Annotated in this window: 14 protein-coding genes and 1 pseudogene; 6 read left to right on the forward strand and 9 right to left on the reverse strand. The window is 47.8% G+C overall.

Going from position 1 to position 20,929, the window contains the following annotated elements; translation table 11 throughout:
* Nucleotides 1-79 precede the first annotated feature (79 nt).
* Nucleotides 80-374, forward strand: a pseudogene (locus AACQ93_RS24495) (transposase); the annotation flags it as partial.
* A gap of 254 nt (nt 375-628) precedes the next feature.
* Here the strand turns inward: AACQ93_RS24495 and AACQ93_RS24500 are convergent.
* From AACQ93_RS24500 to AACQ93_RS24510, 3 genes are all read right to left on the reverse strand, one after another.
* Nucleotides 629-2,641, reverse strand: coding sequence for a CocE/NonD family hydrolase (locus AACQ93_RS24500; RefSeq protein ID WP_064609518.1), 2,013 nt, complete (start codon nt 2,639-2,641; stop codon nt 629-631).
* Nucleotides 2,613-3,962, reverse strand: coding sequence for an ATP-grasp domain-containing protein (locus AACQ93_RS24505; protein ID WP_064609519.1), 1,350 nt, complete (start codon nt 3,960-3,962; stop codon nt 2,613-2,615). The genes AACQ93_RS24500 and AACQ93_RS24505 overlap by 29 nt, the downstream gene beginning before the upstream one ends.
* Before the next feature lie 213 nt (nt 3,963-4,175).
* On the reverse strand, nt 4,176-4,733 hold the full coding sequence (locus AACQ93_RS24510; protein ID WP_064609770.1) for a hypothetical protein: 558 nt from the start codon (nt 4,731-4,733) through the stop codon (nt 4,176-4,178).
* A gap of 174 nt (nt 4,734-4,907) precedes the next feature.
* On the opposite strand from AACQ93_RS24510, the gene AACQ93_RS24515 reads away from it, so the two are divergent.
* On the forward strand, nt 4,908-5,087 hold the full coding sequence (locus AACQ93_RS24515) for a hypothetical protein (RefSeq protein WP_007463444.1): 180 nt from the start codon (nt 4,908-4,910) through the stop codon (nt 5,085-5,087).
* A gap of 54 nt (nt 5,088-5,141) precedes the next feature.
* Here the strand turns inward: AACQ93_RS24515 and AACQ93_RS24520 are convergent, their stop codons facing one another.
* Nucleotides 5,142-6,413: a D-amino acid dehydrogenase gene (locus tag AACQ93_RS24520; RefSeq protein ID WP_064609520.1), complete on the reverse strand. Its 1,272-nt coding sequence runs from the start codon at nt 6,411-6,413 to the stop codon at nt 5,142-5,144.
* Between the two features lie 121 nt (nt 6,414-6,534).
* On the opposite strand from AACQ93_RS24520, the gene AACQ93_RS24525 reads away from it, so the two are divergent.
* Nucleotides 6,535-7,443, forward strand: a complete 909-nt coding sequence (locus AACQ93_RS24525) for a LysR substrate-binding domain-containing protein (protein ID WP_064609521.1) — start codon at nt 6,535-6,537, stop codon at nt 7,441-7,443.
* On the opposite strand, the gene AACQ93_RS24530 is transcribed toward AACQ93_RS24525, so the two are convergent.
* The 3 genes from AACQ93_RS24530 to AACQ93_RS24540 all read right to left on the reverse strand — a co-directional run bounded on the left by AACQ93_RS24530 (nt 7,427) and on the right by AACQ93_RS24540 (nt 11,648).
* A complete protein-coding gene (locus AACQ93_RS24530; protein WP_084419461.1) occupies nt 7,427-7,843 on the reverse strand; it encodes a PaaI family thioesterase in 417 nt (138 codons plus the stop codon). The two genes, AACQ93_RS24525 and AACQ93_RS24530, sit on opposite strands and share 17 nt — an antisense overlap.
* A gap of 285 nt (nt 7,844-8,128) precedes the next feature.
* A complete protein-coding gene (locus AACQ93_RS24535; RefSeq protein ID WP_064609522.1) occupies nt 8,129-9,856 on the reverse strand; it encodes an ABC transporter ATP-binding protein in 1,728 nt (575 codons plus the stop codon).
* Nucleotides 9,849-11,648, reverse strand: a complete 1,800-nt coding sequence (locus AACQ93_RS24540; protein ID WP_064609523.1) for an ABC transporter ATP-binding protein — start codon at nt 11,646-11,648, stop codon at nt 9,849-9,851. Before AACQ93_RS24540 ends, AACQ93_RS24535 begins: the two co-directional genes overlap by 8 nt.
* A gap of 986 nt (nt 11,649-12,634) precedes the next feature.
* Here AACQ93_RS24540 and AACQ93_RS24545 point away from each other — a divergent pair.
* Nucleotides 12,635-14,953, forward strand: a complete 2,319-nt coding sequence (locus AACQ93_RS24545; RefSeq protein WP_064609524.1) for a cytochrome c peroxidase — start codon at nt 12,635-12,637, stop codon at nt 14,951-14,953.
* Nucleotides 14,954-15,023: 70 nt separating this feature from the next.
* On the opposite strand, the gene AACQ93_RS24550 is transcribed toward AACQ93_RS24545, so the two are convergent.
* Together AACQ93_RS24550 and AACQ93_RS24555 are read right to left on the reverse strand one after the other, a co-directional pair.
* Nucleotides 15,024-15,938: a 3'(2'),5'-bisphosphate nucleotidase CysQ family protein gene (locus tag AACQ93_RS24550; protein WP_007463431.1), complete on the reverse strand. Its 915-nt coding sequence runs from the start codon at nt 15,936-15,938 to the stop codon at nt 15,024-15,026.
* Nucleotides 15,935-16,939, reverse strand: a complete 1,005-nt coding sequence (locus tag AACQ93_RS24555) for a phosphotransferase (protein ID WP_064609525.1) — start codon at nt 16,937-16,939, stop codon at nt 15,935-15,937. Before AACQ93_RS24555 ends, AACQ93_RS24550 begins: the two co-directional genes overlap by 4 nt.
* 191 nt (nt 16,940-17,130) lie before the next feature.
* Between AACQ93_RS24555 and xdhA the strand changes: the two genes are divergently transcribed.
* Entirely contained in the window at nt 17,131-18,573 is a 1,443-nt protein-coding gene (xdhA, locus tag AACQ93_RS24560) for a xanthine dehydrogenase small subunit (protein WP_064609526.1), read from the forward strand.
* Nucleotides 18,566-20,926, forward strand: coding sequence for a xanthine dehydrogenase molybdopterin binding subunit (xdhB, locus tag AACQ93_RS24565; protein WP_064609527.1), 2,361 nt, complete (start codon nt 18,566-18,568; stop codon nt 20,924-20,926). The genes xdhA and xdhB overlap by 8 nt, the downstream gene beginning before the upstream one ends.
* The last annotated feature ends 3 nt before the right edge of the window (nt 20,927-20,929 follow it).

Here is a 20,929-nt window from a genome sequence, read left to right on the forward strand (position 1 = left end):
AATGGGCGTAAAATGACGCTTGGTAAATCACGAATATGTAGAGGCTTGATGTCTAATTCGATGGAATTAAATCAATATGTTTAAATACGAAAGACAAGCATCTGCTTTTGTCGGATTAACACCTAAACAGCAAGCTCTGGCAGCAAAGTAATAATGATTGGCATTGATAAACCTGGCTACGTCAAAGAACTACGGTCCTTACTTTATCTTGGAGCAAGATCATATATTGGTAGGATGTCAGATATACCAAAAACACAAAAAGATGCTTGGTTGGATAAAGCCATAAAACGAATAGGCTTTAAGACAATTTGTATTACTCTAGCGAACGAAATTGTTAGGACTGCATGGCCATGTTGCACTATCACACAGAATAAAAACCAGTTCTTGTTTCTTAATGAAAGTAGCGTAGATTTAAATTTTACAAAATAATAAAGCATAAAAGGAAAGACCAATCTACTGAAAACCTGCAATTCTGTAATGCAGAAAAAGCTAGTAACTCGTTGAGAACGGTAGGTGCGTGAACATTAAAGGCTAGAAGTTAGCTCTTCCAATCAACACCTCCATAGGCGGTGGTTTGGGGATGACAATTAAATCAAATAACTCAAACCATACTTACCCGTTTAAGCAATCACACTAAATTACGTTTAATACGTAAGTTCCAGTTCTGTGAATACACGCGCTGCTCCCCCTCATAAGCATCAAGTTCCGCATCCAGATAAAAGTAGGATTCATCGCAATGCAGCAGCGTTCGCGTGACGGTTTCAACCGACCAGTCTCCCCGTTCAAATCCCCACCGCCATTCCGTCCGCCCTTTCGGTGACTGAAAGTCATCACACTGATAGGAGTACCATTCTTTAGCTTGGCGGTTGACCACCATATCTATATCTTCGAGCCGATAAGTACCGTTATCGTTAATCACTTCCAGAGTTGATAAGTCCTTATCCAGTTCTCTGATCACCCGCCAATTATGATGCCCCTCCTTAATCTGCTGTTTGGCACCACTGGCTGATTGCTGAACTGGTTCAAATAAAACGGTTTCTTCTCGAGGTGAGCGAACTGGCAGGCTCAGTCGGCCATAACCGGTATAAATTGAAAGCTGAACCGGTTCACCCGGTGGCCAGGCCAAAGGGAAATAGGAAGAAGAAATCGATAGCCGGATACGATGTCCTACGGGGAACGTTTGAGCCACATCATTCAACTGTACCCGAACTCGATAACGCTTATCGGGTTCAAGTGGTGTCGGCTGTTCATGGCTGTCCCTGTGGGTTAAATTCAGCAGACCATAAGTCACTCGGGAACTTTTGTTATCAGGATGAACATCGCACAATCGCACCGCCAGCATTGCTACAGGTTTATTGGCCGACAATTCCAGTTCAACCACTGGGGCTCCCAGTATTTCTAGCGGAGCTTCCAAAGGGGCGCTAGTAAAGAGTAAAGCCCCTCCGTCCTCTTCACGCTGATCATGCGGCAGATCCGGTGTTGCGCTGTAAGAACACCACTTACCGGCAAATAATCCGGTGCTTAATGGCGATTGTAATACCAACCTTTCTTCAGAAACGCTCTGAGCCTTATCCACCAGACTATATTTGGCTAACAAAAACGTCTCTTCCCCGATATTTTCTGAAGGCCAGGTCGGTTCGCTAACCCAGCGCCCATAGCGCTGATGATAAAAAGTTGATGGCGGCATGCTGTCGAGCATCCAGGCACGCAGCATAGGTTCATCCATAATATTGGTTTCGATCCCCTTCAGCCATTTATCCCACCAGCGAAGGCATTCCTGTAAAAAACCAATTGCAGGCCCCGGCACACCGATATGCGGGTACTTATGGCTCCAGGGGCCGATCAACCCCATCCGTGGTACAGTCAACTTATCGAGTAAGCGAAACACAGCATTACTATAGCCGTCGGCCCAACCACTTACTGCCATCACAGGAACAGTAACCTGAGAGAAATCTTCACAAATAGAACCATGCTTCCAGTACTCATCACGATGTTGGTGCTGTAGCCAGGTATCAAGCCACAACCCGCTCCCCTGAAGACGCTCAAACCACATCTCTCGCCATTTTTCACCCACAATCTCAGGATCCGGCGGTAAAGAGTTATAAGCAAACATGGTCGATGCCCATGACAGGTTATCACCCAATAAACAACCTCCCATGTAGTGAACATCGTCGGCATAACGATCGTCAGTCGAACATACACTAACAATCGCCTTAAGGGGGATAGGCTGCATGGCTGCAATCTGGAGCCCGTTAAAGCCTCCCCAAGAAATCCCTATCATCCCGACATTACCATCACACCAAGACTGCTGTGCTAACCAGTCAATAATGGCAACTCCGTCATCCAGCTCCTGCTGTAAATACTCGTCAGTCATCACACCTTCAGAGTCTCCACTGCCACGAATATCAACCCGGATACAAGCATATCCATGCCCGGCAAAATAAGGATGGAAAGTCTCATCCCTCAGGCGTACACCATCACGTTTACGATAAGGAATATACTCCAGGATAGCGGGAACAGGCCGGGCATCTGCATTTTCTGGCATCCAGATCCGGGCCGCCAAACGAGTGCCATCTGGCATGGGGATCCAAGTATGTTCAATGTGCTGAATCTTATGTGGAAACTGCTCGACAACTGCCATCACTTTTTCCTTCTCTTTTATCGCATGACATACCATCCAATAAAGGACTTAGCTCCAGTCCCAGTGCCTGCTTAACATTATGGTACTTTTCCAGTAATTCATGCTCGCTGTTTCCGCCAATGAACACTTCGGCAATCTCATAGCTATAACTATCCTGATTTATCAAATCAGACAGACGCATCCCTTCATGAACATGCAGTTTAATTTCGCAGCCGGGAAACTCTCTGATAGCCGCCTGTATTTGTTGCTCAGATGGAACCTTGACCACGAATGCGTCACTATGGATTCGCCACATAAACTTCGCGGCATAACGGTACGGTCCTTGTCGGTGAGGAAAGTCTGGCTCTTTGCCCAATGCCAGATCCAACATGACCTGATGGTGGGACATCCCATCAACATAATGAAAAAGCGGACAATGTGATTTTGATATCCGGGCATTAACTTCAAGCAGCCAGATGCGATCAGCCTCACTATCCCAATAAAACTCAATATTGAACGGGCCATTATCATAGCCAATATGCTGAAGGAAGCGCTCAGTAACGGCGATCATCTTCTGCCGAATATGTAACGGAAGCATGGAAGGATATTGATAACGCGAGAAGCTGGAATTATGTTCACCTTCACGGATGGAATCGACAGTACCATAAACACAGCAGCGGCCATGATAAACATACCCTTCCAGGGTACACTGCTGCCCATTGGATATTATGGATTCAGCAATACAGTAATTGCCGTCGACCGTCTTCACTTCACTTGGTAACTCAGCAAATTGCATCAAGTAGTTAAACGGGTCGGCAAAGCCGGCTATCTTTTGTCGTATTTCTTCAATAGCGGCATGCAACTCACTTTCATTTCGCACCATAAAACCAAGCTGAGAAGAGGCAGCTTTTACCGGTTTGAGCCAATATGGAAAAGGAATGGATATTTGCTGGCCGGGATGATCACAAAACGGGTCAACGGCACAAAAATCAGGAATGAATTCAGGTATTACCCGACGCTGCTCAAGCCTGCTCCAATATTTATGTTCACATTTCAGTAATGCTTCAAAAGAAGGAGAAGGCAGATCAAATGACCGCCGAAATAAAGGCAACAGGGTACTTACCGGAAAATCCCAATAACCGACAATCGCATCAACTCGACCCTGAAAACTTTTCAGCTTTTCCAGCCCCTCTTCATAAAGCGAGGGAACAGGCCTCCCGCCTCCCATTTTCACTTCATCGTAATCAAACAGAACGTGAAAACAGTAGTCCTTGGCAGATACCAGCGTTTTCATCAATGACAAATTAAACTCATCTGAGCCCAGAACAAATATATTCTTCACTGCCTGCTCCTTACTCTGAATGCTCAAAGCTTATAGTCGCTAAACCACAGCATCTGCGTCGCGATCAAAGTATGGCAGCCAAAAGAAGCGAATGAATGATTTATTAGTAACGCCCGTGTGTTTATCCAGTCACGCCAATATGAATATATTGCTTCATTCTCAAAGAAAACAATAACACTCATGGTGTTCTGCCTGCCGGAAAGTTAATACACGTTAAGGCATCGCGCGTTTTATTTTGTCCCAACGATTCTGTGCTGTAATGAGCCATTGAGGTGGTGCCTTAGCAGTGCCAGCCAGCTTCAACTTGTCATGCGCCAGTGTCACATTGGCCAGCACAATTTCCTGACTCGGCTTAACATCAACCATCAGTACATGCTTGCCGGATTTCAGGACATGTTTAAACCGTCGAAACTGGTAGTGCAATTCCTGAATACCAAACAAACCACCTTCCCAAGTGGTAAGTCCCAGCATCACAATCGCCAGTATCGTAAAGGGAATCCAACCGGCACTTTCAGTAAAACCGGCCAGATAAGCACAGATAAGAACAAAGACCGCAATACACATCCCCACTACCGCGCCAATTTCTGTTGAGTGGATGACATCATTACGCATATAGGATTTCACTGGGTGAAGATTCTGATGGCTGGCAACCTCGGCGTCATTATCGCTGAGCACATGGATTTGAGGTGAGCTGATACCACTCAGCTCCAGTTCATTTTCCACCAGCTCAAGGTCGTCTAAGTCATCGCTAATGTAAAAGACCCGTTTCATATGGCCTCCCACCTGGTTACGATCCGACATTAGTAATTCAATTTTACTACACAATACCGCAGACACCTGCCCGATCACGGCTGGCGGTTATCATTCTCTGACTTTCTCCTGACACTCACCCAAGCTATAACACATACACTCGCTGACAATTTCATCAATAGATATCAAGCGACAATGAAAAAACTGACTCTGATTAGCATCATTTTCTCAGGCCTTCTGCTAAGCGGCTGCCAGCTCACTCATATTGAAGGCGAAGTCGACGGTGTAAATATCAAAGCCTCTACCAACGACAAAAACCATCATGGCAACGGTAGCTTCTGTCCTCCGGGTCAGGCGAAAAAAGGTAACTGCTAATCAGTACGTTATCTACGATTCAGTAGCCACAGAGCACTTCAGCAACCATTTTTATCAGCTCGCATAGCGAAATAGATCCAACCCTACCGGGTCGATATCCGGCTCTCTGCCGCTAACAATATCAGCCAAAAGTCGCCCGGAGCCGCAGGCCATGGTCCAGCCCAGAGTGCCATGGCCAGTGTTGGTGAACAGGTTGGCATAAGGAGTTCTACCGATAACCGGCGTGCCGTCCGGTGTCATAGGACGCAGACCGGTCCAGAATTTCGCCTTGCTGATATCGCCACCCTGCGGGAACAGATCCTGAATCACCATAGCAATAGTCGCTTTGCGTTTCTCACTCAGGCTCAGGTCGAACCCAGCCAGCTCTGCCGTTCCGGCTACCCGGATCCGGTTATCAAAACGGGTCATGGCAACCTTGTAAGTCTCATCCATCACCGTTGATTGCGGAGCCAGATCAGGCTCGGCAACAGGCATGGTCAGCGAATAACCTTTAACCGGATAAACTGGCATTTCCATTCCCTGCGACGATAGTCCCAGCGATGCCAAAACCGACACTGAGTAACACCCCATTGCCACAACATAGGCATCCGCTTTTAATTCTCCGGCACTGGTCTGCACGGATGTAATTTTCCCGCCTTGATGAATGAACCGATTTACTTCGGTATCAAACATAAACCGCACTCCTGCCTGCTCTGCCAATGCCGTTAACTGCTGACAGAAAAGATAACAATCACCGGTTTCATCATCCGGCAAGTACAATCCGCCAACCAGCTTGCCTTTCACTTTTGCCAGAGCAGGCTCTACATCAATACAGCCGGCAACATCAAGCAGCTGGTATCGTGTACCGCTGTCAGCCAGTACCTTTATATCTTTGGCAACGGCCTCAACCTGAGCTTCACTACGAAAGACCTGCAAGGTTCCCTTCTGACGTCCTTCATAATTCAGCTTCTGTTGCTGTCGCAATTCCTGCAAGCAATCACGGCTGTAGTTCGCAATCCGTAGCATTCTGGCTTTATTGATCTGGTATTTTTCCTGATTACAGTTAGCCAGCATCTTCGATGCCCACACATACAGTTCAGGAGAAACCGACGGTTTAATCTTAAGCGGCGCATGCTTTTGCAACAGCCACTTCATGGCCTTCAGCGGAATACCCGGTGCAGCCCAAGGGGATGAATAGCCATAAGAAATCTGACCGGCATTGGCAAAGCTGGTTTCTTCTGCACTTCGACTCTGACGCTCCACCACAGTCACATCGTGCCCGGCCTGGGCCAGATACCAGGCTGAGGTTAATCCGATAACTCCGCTCCCTAAAACAATGACTTCCATTTCACGACTCTCTTTTGACTGCGACTTAATGAAACAGAGGATGCTTTATTTACATTTCCGCAACAATCGATAATATCTAACAGCAGTGTTTAGTTTTTCTAAAAGCAAACCGGAGGAGCCGATGCCAGCAATCAAGAGCAGTACCCTGTCAGGCCTGGCAACTTTTGAGGTTACCGCCCGGTTTAGCAGCTTCACCAAGGCAGCTGAACATCTGCACATCACCACCGGAGCTGTCAGCCAGCAAATACGCCAGCTCGAACTACAACTTAATTTCCCATTATTTAACAGGCATTCACGAGGGATCATGCTCACAGAGCAAGGTCAGATGCTTTTCGATGTTGTTCATCAAAGTCTGAGAGATATTCAAACCATGATTGCAGAACTTCAGCAACCGGCTGCCGAAGGTGAAATCCGCCTCAAGCTCACGCCATCTTTTGCTTATAAATGGCTGGTTCCCAGACTTCAGGATTTCTATCAGCAGCACCCGGAAATAAAGATCCGAACCTTTGCCGAAGGTGCACTGGTTGACCATAAAGAAGCCGGATACGATTTGGTGATTGATTACTGCCGTCAGCCTCATAACAAAGGCGTACTGCTGTTACCTGAAGGGCTACAACCCGTAATGAGTCCGGAATACGAAGAAAGATTTAACTGGAATGATCCGGCCTGCTGGCGACAAGTCACTCTTTTGCATGATGCGATGCCCTGGCGCGACGCCAGGCCGGATTTTGAATGGCACTATTGGTTTGAAAATATGAATCTCAAAGCCGATAGCGAACAGGGGCATTATTTCAACCGAACTGATATGGCAATGGCGGCAGCAGAAGCCGGATTAGGCGTTGCCATGGCCCGTTGCGCCCTGCTCAAAAACGACCTTACCAGCGGTAAACTGATTTCTCCGTTTGCACCTGTTTCAGCCAACGCCGGCTACTACCTGATCTCGCATCACCATAACAATGCAATTGAATGCTTCATCGAGTGGCTGCAAAAATCTGCAGAAGCCTGTTCACCATTTACTTCGGTTCAATAAATTTTGCTGTTGCGCGAGCCAGTAGCTGCTGCTCGCCGATAATGCTTGCCTCTAACTGGTAAATTCCCCTGCGCTGCCCCGTCAAACGGGCTTTTAGCCGCACTTTCTGTCCAATATCTACAGGCGTTGAAAAACGAACTGTCAGCTCAGCCGTCAATGCCTGAATACCCTGGGCAAAAAGGCAATGAGTCATCGCCGCATCAAGCAAGGTGCTGATCATGCCACCATGAAGAAAACCGTCATATCCCTGATAGCGAGCACTCACATCAAAAGATGCAGATACTGAACCATCCTGCTGCGGCATAAACGTCAGCCCCAATGAATCTGGGTTATTATCAACGCGACCACAGGCAATACAATTATCGTGGGCCTGCTTTGTTATCTGATACTGCTCCATCATTTTTTCTCTTATCCACTGTTACATACCATCGTCCTATAGAAACCGCAGCTGAGTATTAGCCTTAGTAAAAAACGCTGGTTATTGGCATATGCTAGTTATACGCTTTATTTCTGGCATATGCCAGAAACCTTCACTGAGATCTTTGATTGCACGATACTTCCTGCTGACTTTATGTGGTTGTCATATTCGGCAACCACAAAACAGTCACCATACGATTAACCATACAAACAAACCGCAAAGAAAAAGGCCGCTATCGCGACCTTTGAATTACGTAGCAGGAAAATATCAGCAAGTTGCCAGCGTCCAGCCCTGACTTTGCTGCTGGGCTTGCCACAACTGCTGGTATAAACCGGGATGGCAGACCAACTCCTCATGTCGGCCACACTGAACCACTTCCCCCTGATCCAATACGACTATCTGATCGGCATTAACTATGGTATTCAGACGGTGAGCTATCATGATCACGGTTTTCTCTTTGATCAGTTCACTCAGTGCGATTTGAATTTCACTTTCGTTTTCCGGATCCAATGATGCTGTTGCCTCATCCAACAGAATGATTGGTGCGTCTTTCAAAATGGCCCTGGCAATGGAGAGGCGTTGTTTCTCACCACCGGAAAGTGTCGCGCCGCCCTCGCCGATCATACTATCCAGCCCGTCCGGTAAGCGGGAGATAAACGACCAGCAACAGGTCGCCTTACAGACTGCCTCAACTTTCTCCCGGCTCGGATTATCCATCCCCAAAGTCAGGTTGTGATAAATAGTATCGTTGAACAGGTAAACATCCTGGAACACCATACTGATATGATCTGCCAGACACTCAGCCGTCAGGTGACGAATATCCTTCCCACCAATCGAAATCACACCGCTATCCACATCCCAGAAGCGAGCCAGCAGGCTGGTGATGGTGGTTTTACCCGAGCCGGACGGGCCGACAAGCGCAGTCAGCGTACCCGGCTTACAGTGTAAATCGACATGCTTGAGTACCACATCATCAATGTAAGAGAAGCTGACATCACTGAACTTAACGTCCGGAGTCAGTCTTTGACTGATAATGCCCTGCTTCAGCTCGGGCTCCTGCAAAATAGCCTCAATGCGGTTGGCTGACTGGCGCATAAAACCGTATTCCGCCAGATACATGGCAATAGACATCAGCGGCTTGAAAAAACGACTGGAGACAATCAGGAACAGCACGAAAACCTGCGGTTCCAAATCCCCGTCGAGAGACAGGAACACCCCGGTCAGCAACATCACGGCAAATCCCAGTTCGACAAAAGAAATGAAACCCAGTGGTGCCAGGCCAACGATGAACTCATGCTTGAGGCTTAAGTGCTGAAGCTCCTTCAGGCGTTTATCCAGCCGGGAAAAGCGCTTACCGGCAAGGTTAAATGCTCGCAACACTTTAATCCCGAGAATGTATTCCATCAAAGATCCGTTCATTTGCCCCAGCAGCTCAAGTAATGCCCGGCTATAGCGGGTGCCGATACGTTTAAGCAGAGTAAACACCACCACAGCAACAGGCAGCCCGATACACATCGCAACCCCAAGTCGCCAGTCTTCAAAAGTCAGACCAATAGCAACCAAACTCACCAGGCTGATAGTGATCACCAGTTGGGCGAACAGGTGAGAGAAAATCTGCTCAGTGAAAGTCACATCCTGCAGCATGGTTGAGTTCAGTTTTCCCGGATCAGTTTTGAGCAAATATCCCATCGGAACCCGTTTCAGCTTCTTCGCCAGGTGATTACGCATATCTACACCAGCGTCATAGCCCAGAGAATGGCCTTCAATCGTCACCTGACGAGCAACAATCACCCTGGCCGCAAAGAGCACAACCATCACCCCGCAATATGACCAAATCAGCGTCATATCCGGCGTCACGGCAAACATCTCCCTGATCACTAAATACAGAAACACATATGGCAAGCCTGTCAGCAATGCTTCAACAAAACCTAAACCAATATTCCGGCCGAGGTTCAGGTTGTCATTTCCTGTCAGCAGCTTCATTTGACTAAGCATTGATCAACTCCTCTTGCTGGTGTGACTCATTCTGACAAACTGTTCGGGTAGAGAGTTCCCATTGGCGGGATTGTTGGTGAGATGCCCAAAGTGCCTGATAAACGTCATTTGACTCAAGCAGCTGCTCATGAGTACCGCTACCGACCAAACATCCCTGATCCATCACCAGAATATTATCGGCACCGACAATAGTTGAGAGACGGTGAGCAATGACAAAGACCGTTTTATTGGCAATCAAACGGCTCAGGGCTGACTGGATCTGTGCCTGATTATTGGCATCGGCATACGCCGTTGCTTCATCAAGGATCAGGATCGGCGCATCCTTAAGCACCGCACGGGCAATAGCGATCCGCTGTTTTTCACCGCCACTTAAGGTTACCGTTTCACCAAGCTGAGTGTCATAGCCATCCGGCAAGGCCGAGATAAACTCATGGGCCTGAGCCGCTTTGGCTGCTGCAATAATCTGCTCATCCGTGGCCTTTATACCCATCGCAATGTTATCGCGCACCGACTGACCGAGCATGAAACTGTCCTGAAAGACAAACGCCACCTGGTTCATCAGAACCTCACTGCCCAGGCTGCAGATATTTTTTCCGCCAATCTGAATTTCACCGTCACTGACATCCCAGAACCGAGCAAGCAACATGGCTATGGTTGACTTACCGGCACCGGAAGGACCGACAATTGCGGTAAGGGTTCCTTGCGGCGCACTAAAGCTGACATTCGACAGCACCTCCGGCCCCTGTTTTTCATAACGGAAACTGACATTGGAAAAATCAACACCGGCATCTGCAGGGGTACTTGCCTGGTTCGGTTCAGATAACTCTGGCGTTTCCAGCAAATCCTGCAATCGGTTAACACCTTCGAAGATCTGGTTGAGGTAACCGCTCAGCATACAGAGGTTATACAGCGGCTCCATCATGCCTACCCCCAGTAAAATACAAAGAGTGAAAGCGGCGATATCCAGGGAGCCCTGGCTCCAGAAATAAACACCAACCGGCAACAGGACCAGCAGCCCGCAATCGAGCAGAGTTTTGAATGCCGCAAACGGCCAGCCGGAGTCTTTAATCCAGTTCATAACCAGCTCACGGTATGCGGCAAGACTGTCGGTAAACAGAGTATGAGGCTTACCACCGGCATTAAACGCCCGGATAACAGGCATAGCTCTTACGTACTCAATAACACTGGCATTAAGTTGCTCAAGGGTTTCATGATAGCGCTGGGTCTTTTCTTCCACCCCACGATACAAAAAGCCCTGGCTGATAATCGCCAGCGGTAACGGTATGAGCGCAACCAACGCCATACGCCAGTCAACCGCCAGCATATAAACAAAGACCACCAACGGAGTAATCAATGCCGACGCGGTATCCGGTAAATGGTGGGCCACAAACAGCTCAATCCGCTCAACATCTTCCGACAGGATTTTTTTCACCTGACCTGAACTGCGCTGACTGAAAAAGCCGAGTGGCAACTTTGCCATATGGCCTAGCGCCAGTGTCCGAACTTTGTACTGAATAGCAAAAGCAGACTTATGGGAAAGCATTAGAGCGACCATCATCAGTGCATAGCGAATCAGCATGCAGCCCACAGCCAAACCACACCAGAGAAAGATCTCCGCAGCCGCCAGTTCACCACCCAATAAATGATCAAGAACAAGATAAACAAAATAGAAGGGAGCCAGTGCAAACACCGCGCTGACACTAGCAAGCAACATCGAAAACCACAGCTTGACTTTATGCTCGGCAGCTACCTGAAAAAGCCACCGGAGACTACCCATCGCTCCACGGTTCATTTAACACTCCTTATTAAATTCACCTGCACATTTTCATAAGAAACTGACATGCAGGCGCAACTGCTGGCGGCATTCAATTGAATGCCGCCAATTCTCGGTCGGGGGAATATCAGAAATGAATCCGCACCGATCTGCTCACCGACCAAGGCAATTCAGATCTGGTCTGGTGTCGTCATTGATGCTGGCGGCGTAAGGCGCAGAACTGCTACTGCCAAAGCAGTGAACACATAAGAATGATAACAATTATCAATAGCGATTAATTCTAACGAATTATGAAACAACGAGCAAAGATTGTTAGGCAATATTGCATTACCAAAAGCGTTTATGTCACCGACATCACACTTATTAGAACTGAGGTGAAATTCAGCATCACTAAAACCAACATTATTGCCCTGATACTAATTGACAAATTTAACTCTGACTTATTCCTAATAAGATTACAAAACTTGAGGCGGGATGTATTAAGTTAATATCAATATGTAAAAATGAGACACTAAATTTTTATTATTAATTTTGCCATTATGACTCAATTTGACAAACTTAAATTCAATACAAAAGTACAACCAGGCAATCAAAACAAGGCAAATAAGCTTGTCATGATTAAAAATCTATTAACAAGAAAATTATTATAGATAATACACTATCGGAACAATTGAGACCCAAATCACGCTTGAAGCAACCACCATTAATCCATTGATATTAATAGACCACCACAAATGAATATTGAGGTAAGAGAAAAACATCAGAAAGAAAAACAATTCAAATTCAACTTTTAACTTTAACAAAAACCCACTAAACACTTTTTGATTTTTAATATTTTAGCGTAAATTTTTCATATCACTTTAAATATTAGGGATATTTAATATTAATTAAATTATCACAAAGTTGATAAATGAGACTGGACCATTTTGCCATTATGAATAACGCGGGCGCACAACTCGTAATTTTTGAAGATATATATGGCGAATGGACGCCAGGAGCATACGATGAATAATAATAAGCTGAATAGACGGCACCGACTTGGTGTGCTGATTGCCGCAGGGTGTATACTCGGGCTTTCAAACAGCCTGGTTCATGCAGAAGTAGAGCCAGCTCCCTCATCACTCCCTATCAGTTCTCTGAAAGGTGTTCTGCCAGCACCTGTACCGGGGTTAGATAAGTACATCAAAGATAAACAGGCCGCAATAGATCTTGGTAAAGCTTTCTTCTGGGACATGCAGGTAGGCAGCCAGGGGCAAAGTTGTGGTAGTTGCCACTTCCATGCCGGAGCTGACCCCCGAACTAAAAACCAGTTAAGTCCGGGATTAAGACATACTGATGAGTCACTTCAAGAGGTATTCAACCCAACCCTTTCCGGTGGTCATGGCGGCCCCAACTATAACCTTCTAGCCTCAGACTTTCCTTTCAGGAAATATGAAAACCCGGATGACAGACAATCAAAAGTACTCTTTGACACTGATGATGTCTCCTCTTCTCAGGGTGTCTTTACCTCCACCTTTATTGATTTATCAGGAAACAGTTACCCGAAAGAATTTGATGATGGCAGCGAAAACTGTACAACAGATGCAGATATTTTCAGTATCAGCCATGTTGCATTACGAAAAGTCGAACCACGAAATACCCCGACAGTAATTAATGCTATTTTCAATTTCCGTAACTTCTGGGACGGCAGGGCCAATAACGTCTTTAACGGTGTCGATCCGTTCGGTTTGCGAAATAAAGACGCCCATGTACTTCGTTTTGATAAGAAAACCGCCAAACTGGTTCCTCACAAAGTAACTCTGATTAACTCCAGTGCCGCCTCCCAGGCTGTAGGTCCGGTAGCCAGCACATTCGAAATGGCCTGTAAGGACAAAACATTCAAAATTACGGGCCGGAAAATTATCGATGCTAAACCTCTTGCTTTGCAAGAAGTTGATAAGTCTGACAGCCGACTGGGTACCTTGAGTGCCTATCCGGGCAAAGGCCTGACAACAACTTACCGCTCAATGATAATGAAAGCCTTCCACGATGATTTCTGGATGAGTAAGGAAATGACCGATGGCTTTACCCAGATGGAAAACAACTTTTCTCTGTTCTGGGGACTCGCCATCCAGATGTATGAAAGTACATTAGTGTCTGACGACTCTCCGTTTGATCGTTATATGGCAGGTGATTCATCAGCGCTCAATGAATCAGAGCTGAAAGGCATGGCTCTTTTCATTGGGAAAGGAAATTGTGCAAATTGTCACAGCGGTCCTGAATTATCCAAAGCGGCGACTCACCTGATAGGGGAAGAAGAGGAAGAAGGCCTGGTTGAAAGGATGTTCATGGCAGACGGCAACATCGCACTCTATGATAACGGCTTCTACAATATCGGCGTTCGACCAACGAAAGAAGACATTGGTCTTGGCGGAAAAGACCAATGGGGCAACTCATTATCCTTTACCGAACAAGCCAAAGAGATAGCCGCAGGCAAAAATGTACCTGACAACTTCCAGGTAGACCCGTCAACCTTCGAAGAAGGGAAAGGTATACCGGTTGATCCGAATGAACGAGATGCTGTATTTGGTTCATTCAAAGTTCCGGGACTGCGTAATGTTGCGCTGACTGCCCCGTACATGCATAACGGCGGGATGTCATCTCTGTTGCAGGTTGTAAACTTCTACAACCGTGGCGGTAATCGTTTCGGCGATCATTCCAATGATTCAACAGGCTTTGAAGGTAACAGCTCAACATCGAACCTGGATCCGGATATTCGCGAACTAGGGCTGACCCATGAAGAAAAACTTCACTTGGTTGCCTTCATGGAGGCACTAACTGATGACCGCGTTCGTTGGGAAAAAGCACCTTTTGACCGTCCGCAGCTTTTCGTTCCGGCAGGTGGCGTGGGTGACGAAAAAACGGTAACAGATGATGGTACAGGTCGTGCTATTGAAGAGTGGCTGGAGCTTCCGGCTATCGGTAAACAAGGGCGTTCAGCTAAAAAGCTACCAGAGCTTAAGCCATTCCTGGATGGCGGTGAAGTGAAAGCCCCGGTAGAAGCAACTGTCGCGGTGGATGATCACATTACCGACTCATACCGTGGCGGCATCACAGTCAATGTTCTCAGCAATGATATTGCCGGTGCGTACCCAATTGATACAGGTTCAGTTGTTGTCGTCGATGGGCCGGATGCTCGCTATGGTGAACTGACCAATAATGGCGACGGTACCTTCCACTATCGCGTGTTCTTAGTGAAAGACGCAACTTTCACTTATAAAGTGATGGATGAAAAAGGTAATGTCTCAAATGTTGCGACAGTAAACATCAAAGTAACGTTCTAAGAAATAATATTGGTAATCATTAAACAGGACGAGGCCTCACGGCCTCCGTCCTTTCATTTCATAACATGTCTTACTGGTCGCATTCCTGAGCCAGTTGCAGCACAGCTTGGTGGTTTACGCCGCTGCTGTAAATTGCCCCTTTGTGATTCATAAAGTTTGAATCTCTGCGATTCAGATCCAAGGATGCACCGAAAACATCTGTAGCACTGACGGCACCGCAAGCCTGAGCGATCGCCGCCGTCGCACTGAAGTCCCACAGGCTGCCACCGCCTTTACACGGCTTGGGTAGTTTGAAATAACAGGCAGGCGCATTTTCCATCACCCCAATCGCGTTCATCACCGCACCGCAGGTATTAACCACTTGCATACCATCCAAACCCTGTTGATGAACCAGAGCTTCGAGCTGTTCGATACAAACCGGATAGCGCGGATCAGACTGAAAACTGCGATCGACAAACAAGGTAAAAATACAGTTGTTCTCTTTGCCCAGCCAAAGCTCACCGTTTTTCAGCACCAGTCTTTTCTCCGGTGCATTAAGCGGATTAAGCGCTTGATAGAGATCCCCTGTCGCCGGATTGTAAATCACACCAAGCACCGGCCAGCCAGACTGCGCCACCAGAGCAATGGAAACCGCAAAACCATCTGAACCTTCAATAAAAGGCAAAGTGCCATCAAGAGGGTCGATACACCAGAAATGCGATTTTCTGAATCGGGCATGCCCGGAGACATCATTCTCGCTGGCATTTTCTTCACCCAATAGCGCTAAATCGTACTTTTCAATACCCGGCTCAAGTACTTCAAAAATGAGCTTTTGACTATCCAGATCAACCTGAGTCACTACCTGAGCGCTCAAACTGGTTCCGCCAGCTTTATGGTTAACTTGCAACTGCGTCCGGTCAAAGCCGGCGATAAATTTACCGGCTTTTAACGCGGCTTCTGTTGCCTGTTCAAGTAACAACTCAAGATCATCAACCATTAAAATCATAACAACACTCCCAGTTGCACCAGAGCCTGTCGGGTCAACGCTTCAGTATAGGGATTGATTTTCCAGTGATCCGGGCACCAACCTTTAACGAATCGTTGAAAATCGGCCCATGCCACGCAATAGAGCGGCCGCCATTCCTGCTCAACCTGATTCGGCTCAACCTGCGGCTGAAAGTCAGCCAGTGCTCGTTTTAGCTCATCGAAATAGTGATCCAACAGTGACGGAACACGCTGCGGGCATTCTTCAAACGGCACACTGCTGCTGATGTACAAAATCACGTCCTTCATTCCACAACCTTTACCGACATATTGAAAATCGACCGCCGCAACTTTGCTGCCGTCAGGAGTAAAACAAAAGTTCGCCAGCTTGGCATCACCATGAACCAGAGTCTGATAACGGCATTGCTTCAAAGACTGGTCAATCAACCCGGCTGCTTGTTTAAGAGGCTCATCCATCAATGCTTTCAGCTCATCAGGGCGGGTCTCCAGATGCCAATAGGTTCCGGTCTGCCACAATCCGTCAGGCGAAATGCCCAGGTGTTGTGCATGAAACTGTGCCAACCAGCTCAGACAAGCTTTTACCTGCACAGAGTTCGCAGCTTTGTGAACCTCACTGAAACCAAGTGTTCCGAGATCCTCCAGAACCAGTAAGATTTCCTCATCCTGCGCTTCAACAAACAGACAACGAGGCACCGGACACTCAGGTGCACACTGATTAGCAAACTGCTGATACCAGTTCACCTCAACCTGATAAGAATGCAATTTTCGCTGGTGAGAAAGAGCGGTATTCCATCCGCGCGGATGATTTTCCGGTTGAGGCAACCTGATGTGTTTTACGATCACTGACGCGTAGCGTCCACCAGTTAGGGTTGCACGAAATAACTCACCATAGCCCCCCCAGAGCGACTGGATAACTTGGGTTTGCTGTATGCTTTCGGCATCAACAGCCTGAACAACTTTTTGCAAGATCTCTGCTCGCAAAATCTCTGCCGGGATTGCCATGCTTTACCTTCATTTGTGAAAAACCGGATTTATGGAAAAACCGGAGCTGAAAAACATTGGTGACAGTGTACTAAACCTCGCATTTATCACCCATAAGATCTTCCACCAGTCGGCCTGATACTGCCCGTAAAACTGCCATACTTGTGTAAGTCAAAAATGAATGCCAACTAAGCCAGATCCAAGGAGTTCTCTTGATTAAGTTCTTACTCAACCATGAACTTCGGGAAGAAGAACAACTCCCGCCCGAAATGACGGTATTGAATTACCTGCGAACACAGATCCATAAAATCGGCACCAAAGAGGGATGCGGTTCAGGTAATTGCGGAACCTGCACTGTGGTACTGGGAGAACTGGTCAACGGCAAACTTTTTTACCGTGCGGTCAATGCATGCCTGGTTTTTGTTTCCGCCCTCCACGGCAAACAATTAATCACGGTTGAAGGGCTAAAAGAACAAGATGGCTCACTCCACCCAATTCAGCAGACACTGCTTGATCATCACAGCTCTCAATGCGGCTTTTGCACACCAGGCGTAGCAATGTCGATGTTTGCGCTGTGTAAAAACACTCCCCGCCCTAAAAGGCAAGACGTTATCTCAGCATTGGCCGGAAACCTCTGCCGTTGTACCGGTTATCGTCCAATCCTTGATGCAGCACTATCGGCAGGTGAAAGGGCTCCTTTTGACGATCACTTTGACAGGAAGATGCAATCCACTGTCGGCATTCTCAGCAGCATTCAAAATGAGCCCGGCAGCATCGAACAGGACAATCGATTCTGTTATATCCCCACCTCCACCGATGAGCTGGCAAAACTACTCCTGATGGATCCACTGGCGAAGATTGTCGCCGGAGGTACAGATTTGGCTTTGGAGGTCACTCAACGCCACCGTGAAATCGCTCCCCTGATCGATATCAGCCAGGTAGCGGATATGAAAAACATTATCGAAACAGATAATCAGATCATTCTCGGAGCCAATGTCCCACTCAGTGACTGCTACGACATCCTTAAAAAATATTATCCCGATTTCGGTGCGATGCTCGACCGCTTTGCCTCACAGCAGATCCGCAATCTTGGCACCTTAGGCGGCAATATCGCCAATGCCTCTCCGATTGGTGATACCCCGCCGCTACTGATCGCACTCGGAGCCGACATTACCCTGCGCCGGGACATAGAATCACGGACACTACCGATTGAACGCGCTTTCATGGGATATAAAAAAACCGCAGTTTTACCCTCGGAATTTATCGAAAAAATCAGCATCCCAAAACCAAACGGACCAAGAGAATTCCGAGCCTACAAAGTATCGAAACGCCTTGGCGACGATATTTCAACTGTCTGTGGCGGCTTCAATATCGGCATCGAAAACGGCATCGTCACTTCAGCCTGTATTGCCTTTGGCGGCATGGCCGAGATCCCCAAACGCGCCCGCCATTGTGAAAAAAAACTCGTCGGCAATAGCTGGAGCCATGAAACCATCAACGAAGCAATTCACGCGCTGGATTCCGATTTCAGTCCAATTTCAGACCTGCGGGCCAGTGCCGCCTATCGTCGAGAAATCGCCGCTAACATGCTCTGGCGCTTCTTCATCGAACAACAGCATAGCCAAACTGAAATCAGGGTGACCAATTATGGCTAGTCGCAAACATTCTCCCTCAGAGGCTGACAGCCTAGCCTCAGGAAGTGAACAACAATTATCGACCGGCGTCGGCCACAGCGTCCGCCACGAAAGTGCCGTCAAACATGCCAGCGGCGAAGCGATTTATGTTGATGATCGCCCTGAGTTTCCCGACCAGCTCCACCTCTATGCCCTGCTCAGTCCCCATGCCCATGCTGAAATCACAAGAATAGATACCAGCCCCTGCTATGATTTTGAGGGCGTGGAAAAAATAATCAGTGCCAGTGATATTCCAGGAGAAATCGATATCGGCACCATTTTCCCCGGAGATCCTCTCTTAGCTGACGGTAAAGTAGAATACGTTGGTCAGCCCGTACTGCTTGTAGCTGCCAATGATCCCGAAACAGCTTATTTAGCCGCTCAGGAAGCCATTATCGAATACCAGCCGCTTCCTGCAATTCTCGATATCAAAACCGCCCTGGCGAAAAATCACTTCGTTAACGACAGTCACTGGCAAAAACGGGGAAATGCGAAAAACGCGATTAGCAAGGCTCCCCATATTCTGAGTGGTGAAATTCACATCGGCGGACAGGAACACCTCTATTTAGAGCCCCATGCCAGCTTTGCTGTGCCGACTGAGGACGGCGGCATGGTGGTTTACGCATCAACCCAAAACCCGACCGATGTGCAAAAACAGGTCGCCAAAATTTTGGGCACTCCAATGCGTAACGTGGTTGTCGATACCCGCAGGATCGGCGGTGGCTTCGGAGGCAAAGAGACTCAGGCGGCGGGACCCGCCTGTATGGCGGCTTTAGCTGCTCACCTCACTGGAAAGCCGACGAAAATCCGGCTTTACCGAACCGAAGATATGATGATGACAGGAAAACGCCATCCTTTCTGTAATCACTACACGGTTGGTTTCGACGATGATGGCAAGATCATAGGCGCTGATATCACACTGGCGAGCAATTGCGGTTACTCGCCGGATCTCTCGGCAGCCATTATCGACCGCGCCATGTTCCACTGCGACAATGCTTACTATCTGGGTGATGTCAGCATTACCGCCCACTGCTGCAAAACCAATATCGCCTCAAATACCGCCTGCCGTGGATTTGGAGCACCTCAGGCTATGGTCACCATCGAAACGGTTATGGACGAAATTGCCAGCAGGCTTGGCAAAGATCCGCTTGAAGTCCGCAAGTTAAATTATTACGGCGGTGAAGGGCGCGATATGACCCACTATGGCCAGGCAGTAAGGCATAACTTGCTGAATAAAATTACCGAACAATTAGAAACCAGCAGTGACTATCATGCCCGGCGCAAAGCGATCAGCGCTTTCAACAAAAACAGTCCGATACTGAAAAAAGGTCTGTCACTCACCCCGGTCAAATTCGGTATTTCCTTTACCGCCTCTTTCCTAAACCAAGCTGGTGCCCTTATCCATATCTATACCGATGGCAGTATCCATCTCAATCACGGCGGGACAGAAATGGGGCAAGGGCTGAACACCAAAATTGCCCAGATTGTGGCGGAAGAATTTCAGGTCGATATCAGCCAGATCCAAATCACGGATACCACCACCGACAAAGTGCCGAATACCTCGGCAACAGCGGCATCCTCCGGTGCCGACCTAAACGGCAAAGCAGCACAAAACGCCGCCAGAGCGATTAAACAGCGTCTGATCACATTTGCCAGTGAACATTTTTATGTCGCAGAAGAACAAATCAGCTTCCGCAACGGCTCCGTTCACATCGACAAGCAGGAGATGCCTTTTGCTGACCTGATAGCACTGGCGTACCTGCATCAGATTTCACTATCAAGCACAGGTTTTTACCGCACACCCGGCGTTCACTACGATGAAAACACAGCACAGGGGCATCCTTTTTACTACTACGCCTTTGGGGCCGCCTGCTCTGAAGTCATTATTGATACCCTGACAGGTGAATACAAAATATTGCGCGCTGATCTGTGCCATGACGTTGGCTCATCGCTGAACCCGGCGCTGGACAAAGGTCAGGTCGAAGGGGGATTTATCCAGGGGGTCGGATGGCTCACATCAGAAGAACTCGTCTGGGATGAGCATGGCAGACTAAGCACCAACAGCCCGGCCAACTACAAGATCCCGACTATTGCTGATATTCCCGTCGAATTTCGAACACAACTGCTGGAGCATAACACCAACCCGGAAGAAACCATTTTCCATTCGAAAGCGGTCGGGGAACCTCCTTTCATGCTGGCTATCTCGGTATTAAGTGCGCTGAAAAATGCGATTTCCTATACTTCCGAAAGTGGCGAAATCCCTAAGCTCGATACTCCGGCAACCCCGGAACGCGTGCTGTGGGCGATCAAAAGTCTGCAAAAGCCCGAGACATAACCC

The sequence above is a fragment of the Photobacterium sp. J15 genome (genome assembly GCF_963870815.1).
GTDB classification, from domain to species: domain Bacteria; phylum Pseudomonadota; class Gammaproteobacteria; order Enterobacterales; family Vibrionaceae; genus Photobacterium; species Photobacterium marinum.

Coding starts and splice junctions, on each gene's coding strand:
- AACQ93_RS24500 (WP_064609518.1), bottom strand. CDS start 2,641: ATGGCAGTTGTCGAGCAGTTTCCACATAAGATTCAGCACATTGAACAT.
- AACQ93_RS24510 (WP_064609770.1), bottom strand. CDS start 4,733: ATGAAACGGGTCTTTTACATTAGCGATGACTTAGACGACCTTGAGCTG.
- AACQ93_RS24515 (WP_007463444.1), top strand. CDS start 4,908: ATGAAAAAACTGACTCTGATTAGCATCATTTTCTCAGGCCTTCTGCTA.
- AACQ93_RS24520 (WP_064609520.1), bottom strand. CDS start 6,413: ATGGAAGTCATTGTTTTAGGGAGCGGAGTTATCGGATTAACCTCAGCC.
- AACQ93_RS24525 (WP_064609521.1), top strand. CDS start 6,535: ATGCCAGCAATCAAGAGCAGTACCCTGTCAGGCCTGGCAACTTTTGAG.
- AACQ93_RS24530 (WP_084419461.1), bottom strand. CDS start 7,843: ATGATGGAGCAGTATCAGATAACAAAGCAGGCCCACGATAATTGTATT.
- AACQ93_RS24535 (WP_064609522.1), bottom strand. CDS start 9,856: ATGCTTAGTCAAATGAAGCTGCTGACAGGAAATGACAACCTGAACCTC.
- AACQ93_RS24540 (WP_064609523.1), bottom strand. CDS start 11,648: ATGAACCGTGGAGCGATGGGTAGTCTCCGGTGGCTTTTTCAGGTAGCT.
- AACQ93_RS24545 (WP_064609524.1), top strand. CDS start 12,635: ATGAATAATAATAAGCTGAATAGACGGCACCGACTTGGTGTGCTGATT.
- AACQ93_RS24550 (WP_007463431.1), bottom strand. CDS start 15,938: ATGATTTTAATGGTTGATGATCTTGAGTTGTTACTTGAACAGGCAACA.
- AACQ93_RS24555 (WP_064609525.1), bottom strand. CDS start 16,939: ATGGCAATCCCGGCAGAGATTTTGCGAGCAGAGATCTTGCAAAAAGTT.
- xdhB (WP_064609527.1), top strand. CDS start 18,566: ATGGCTAGTCGCAAACATTCTCCCTCAGAGGCTGACAGCCTAGCCTCA.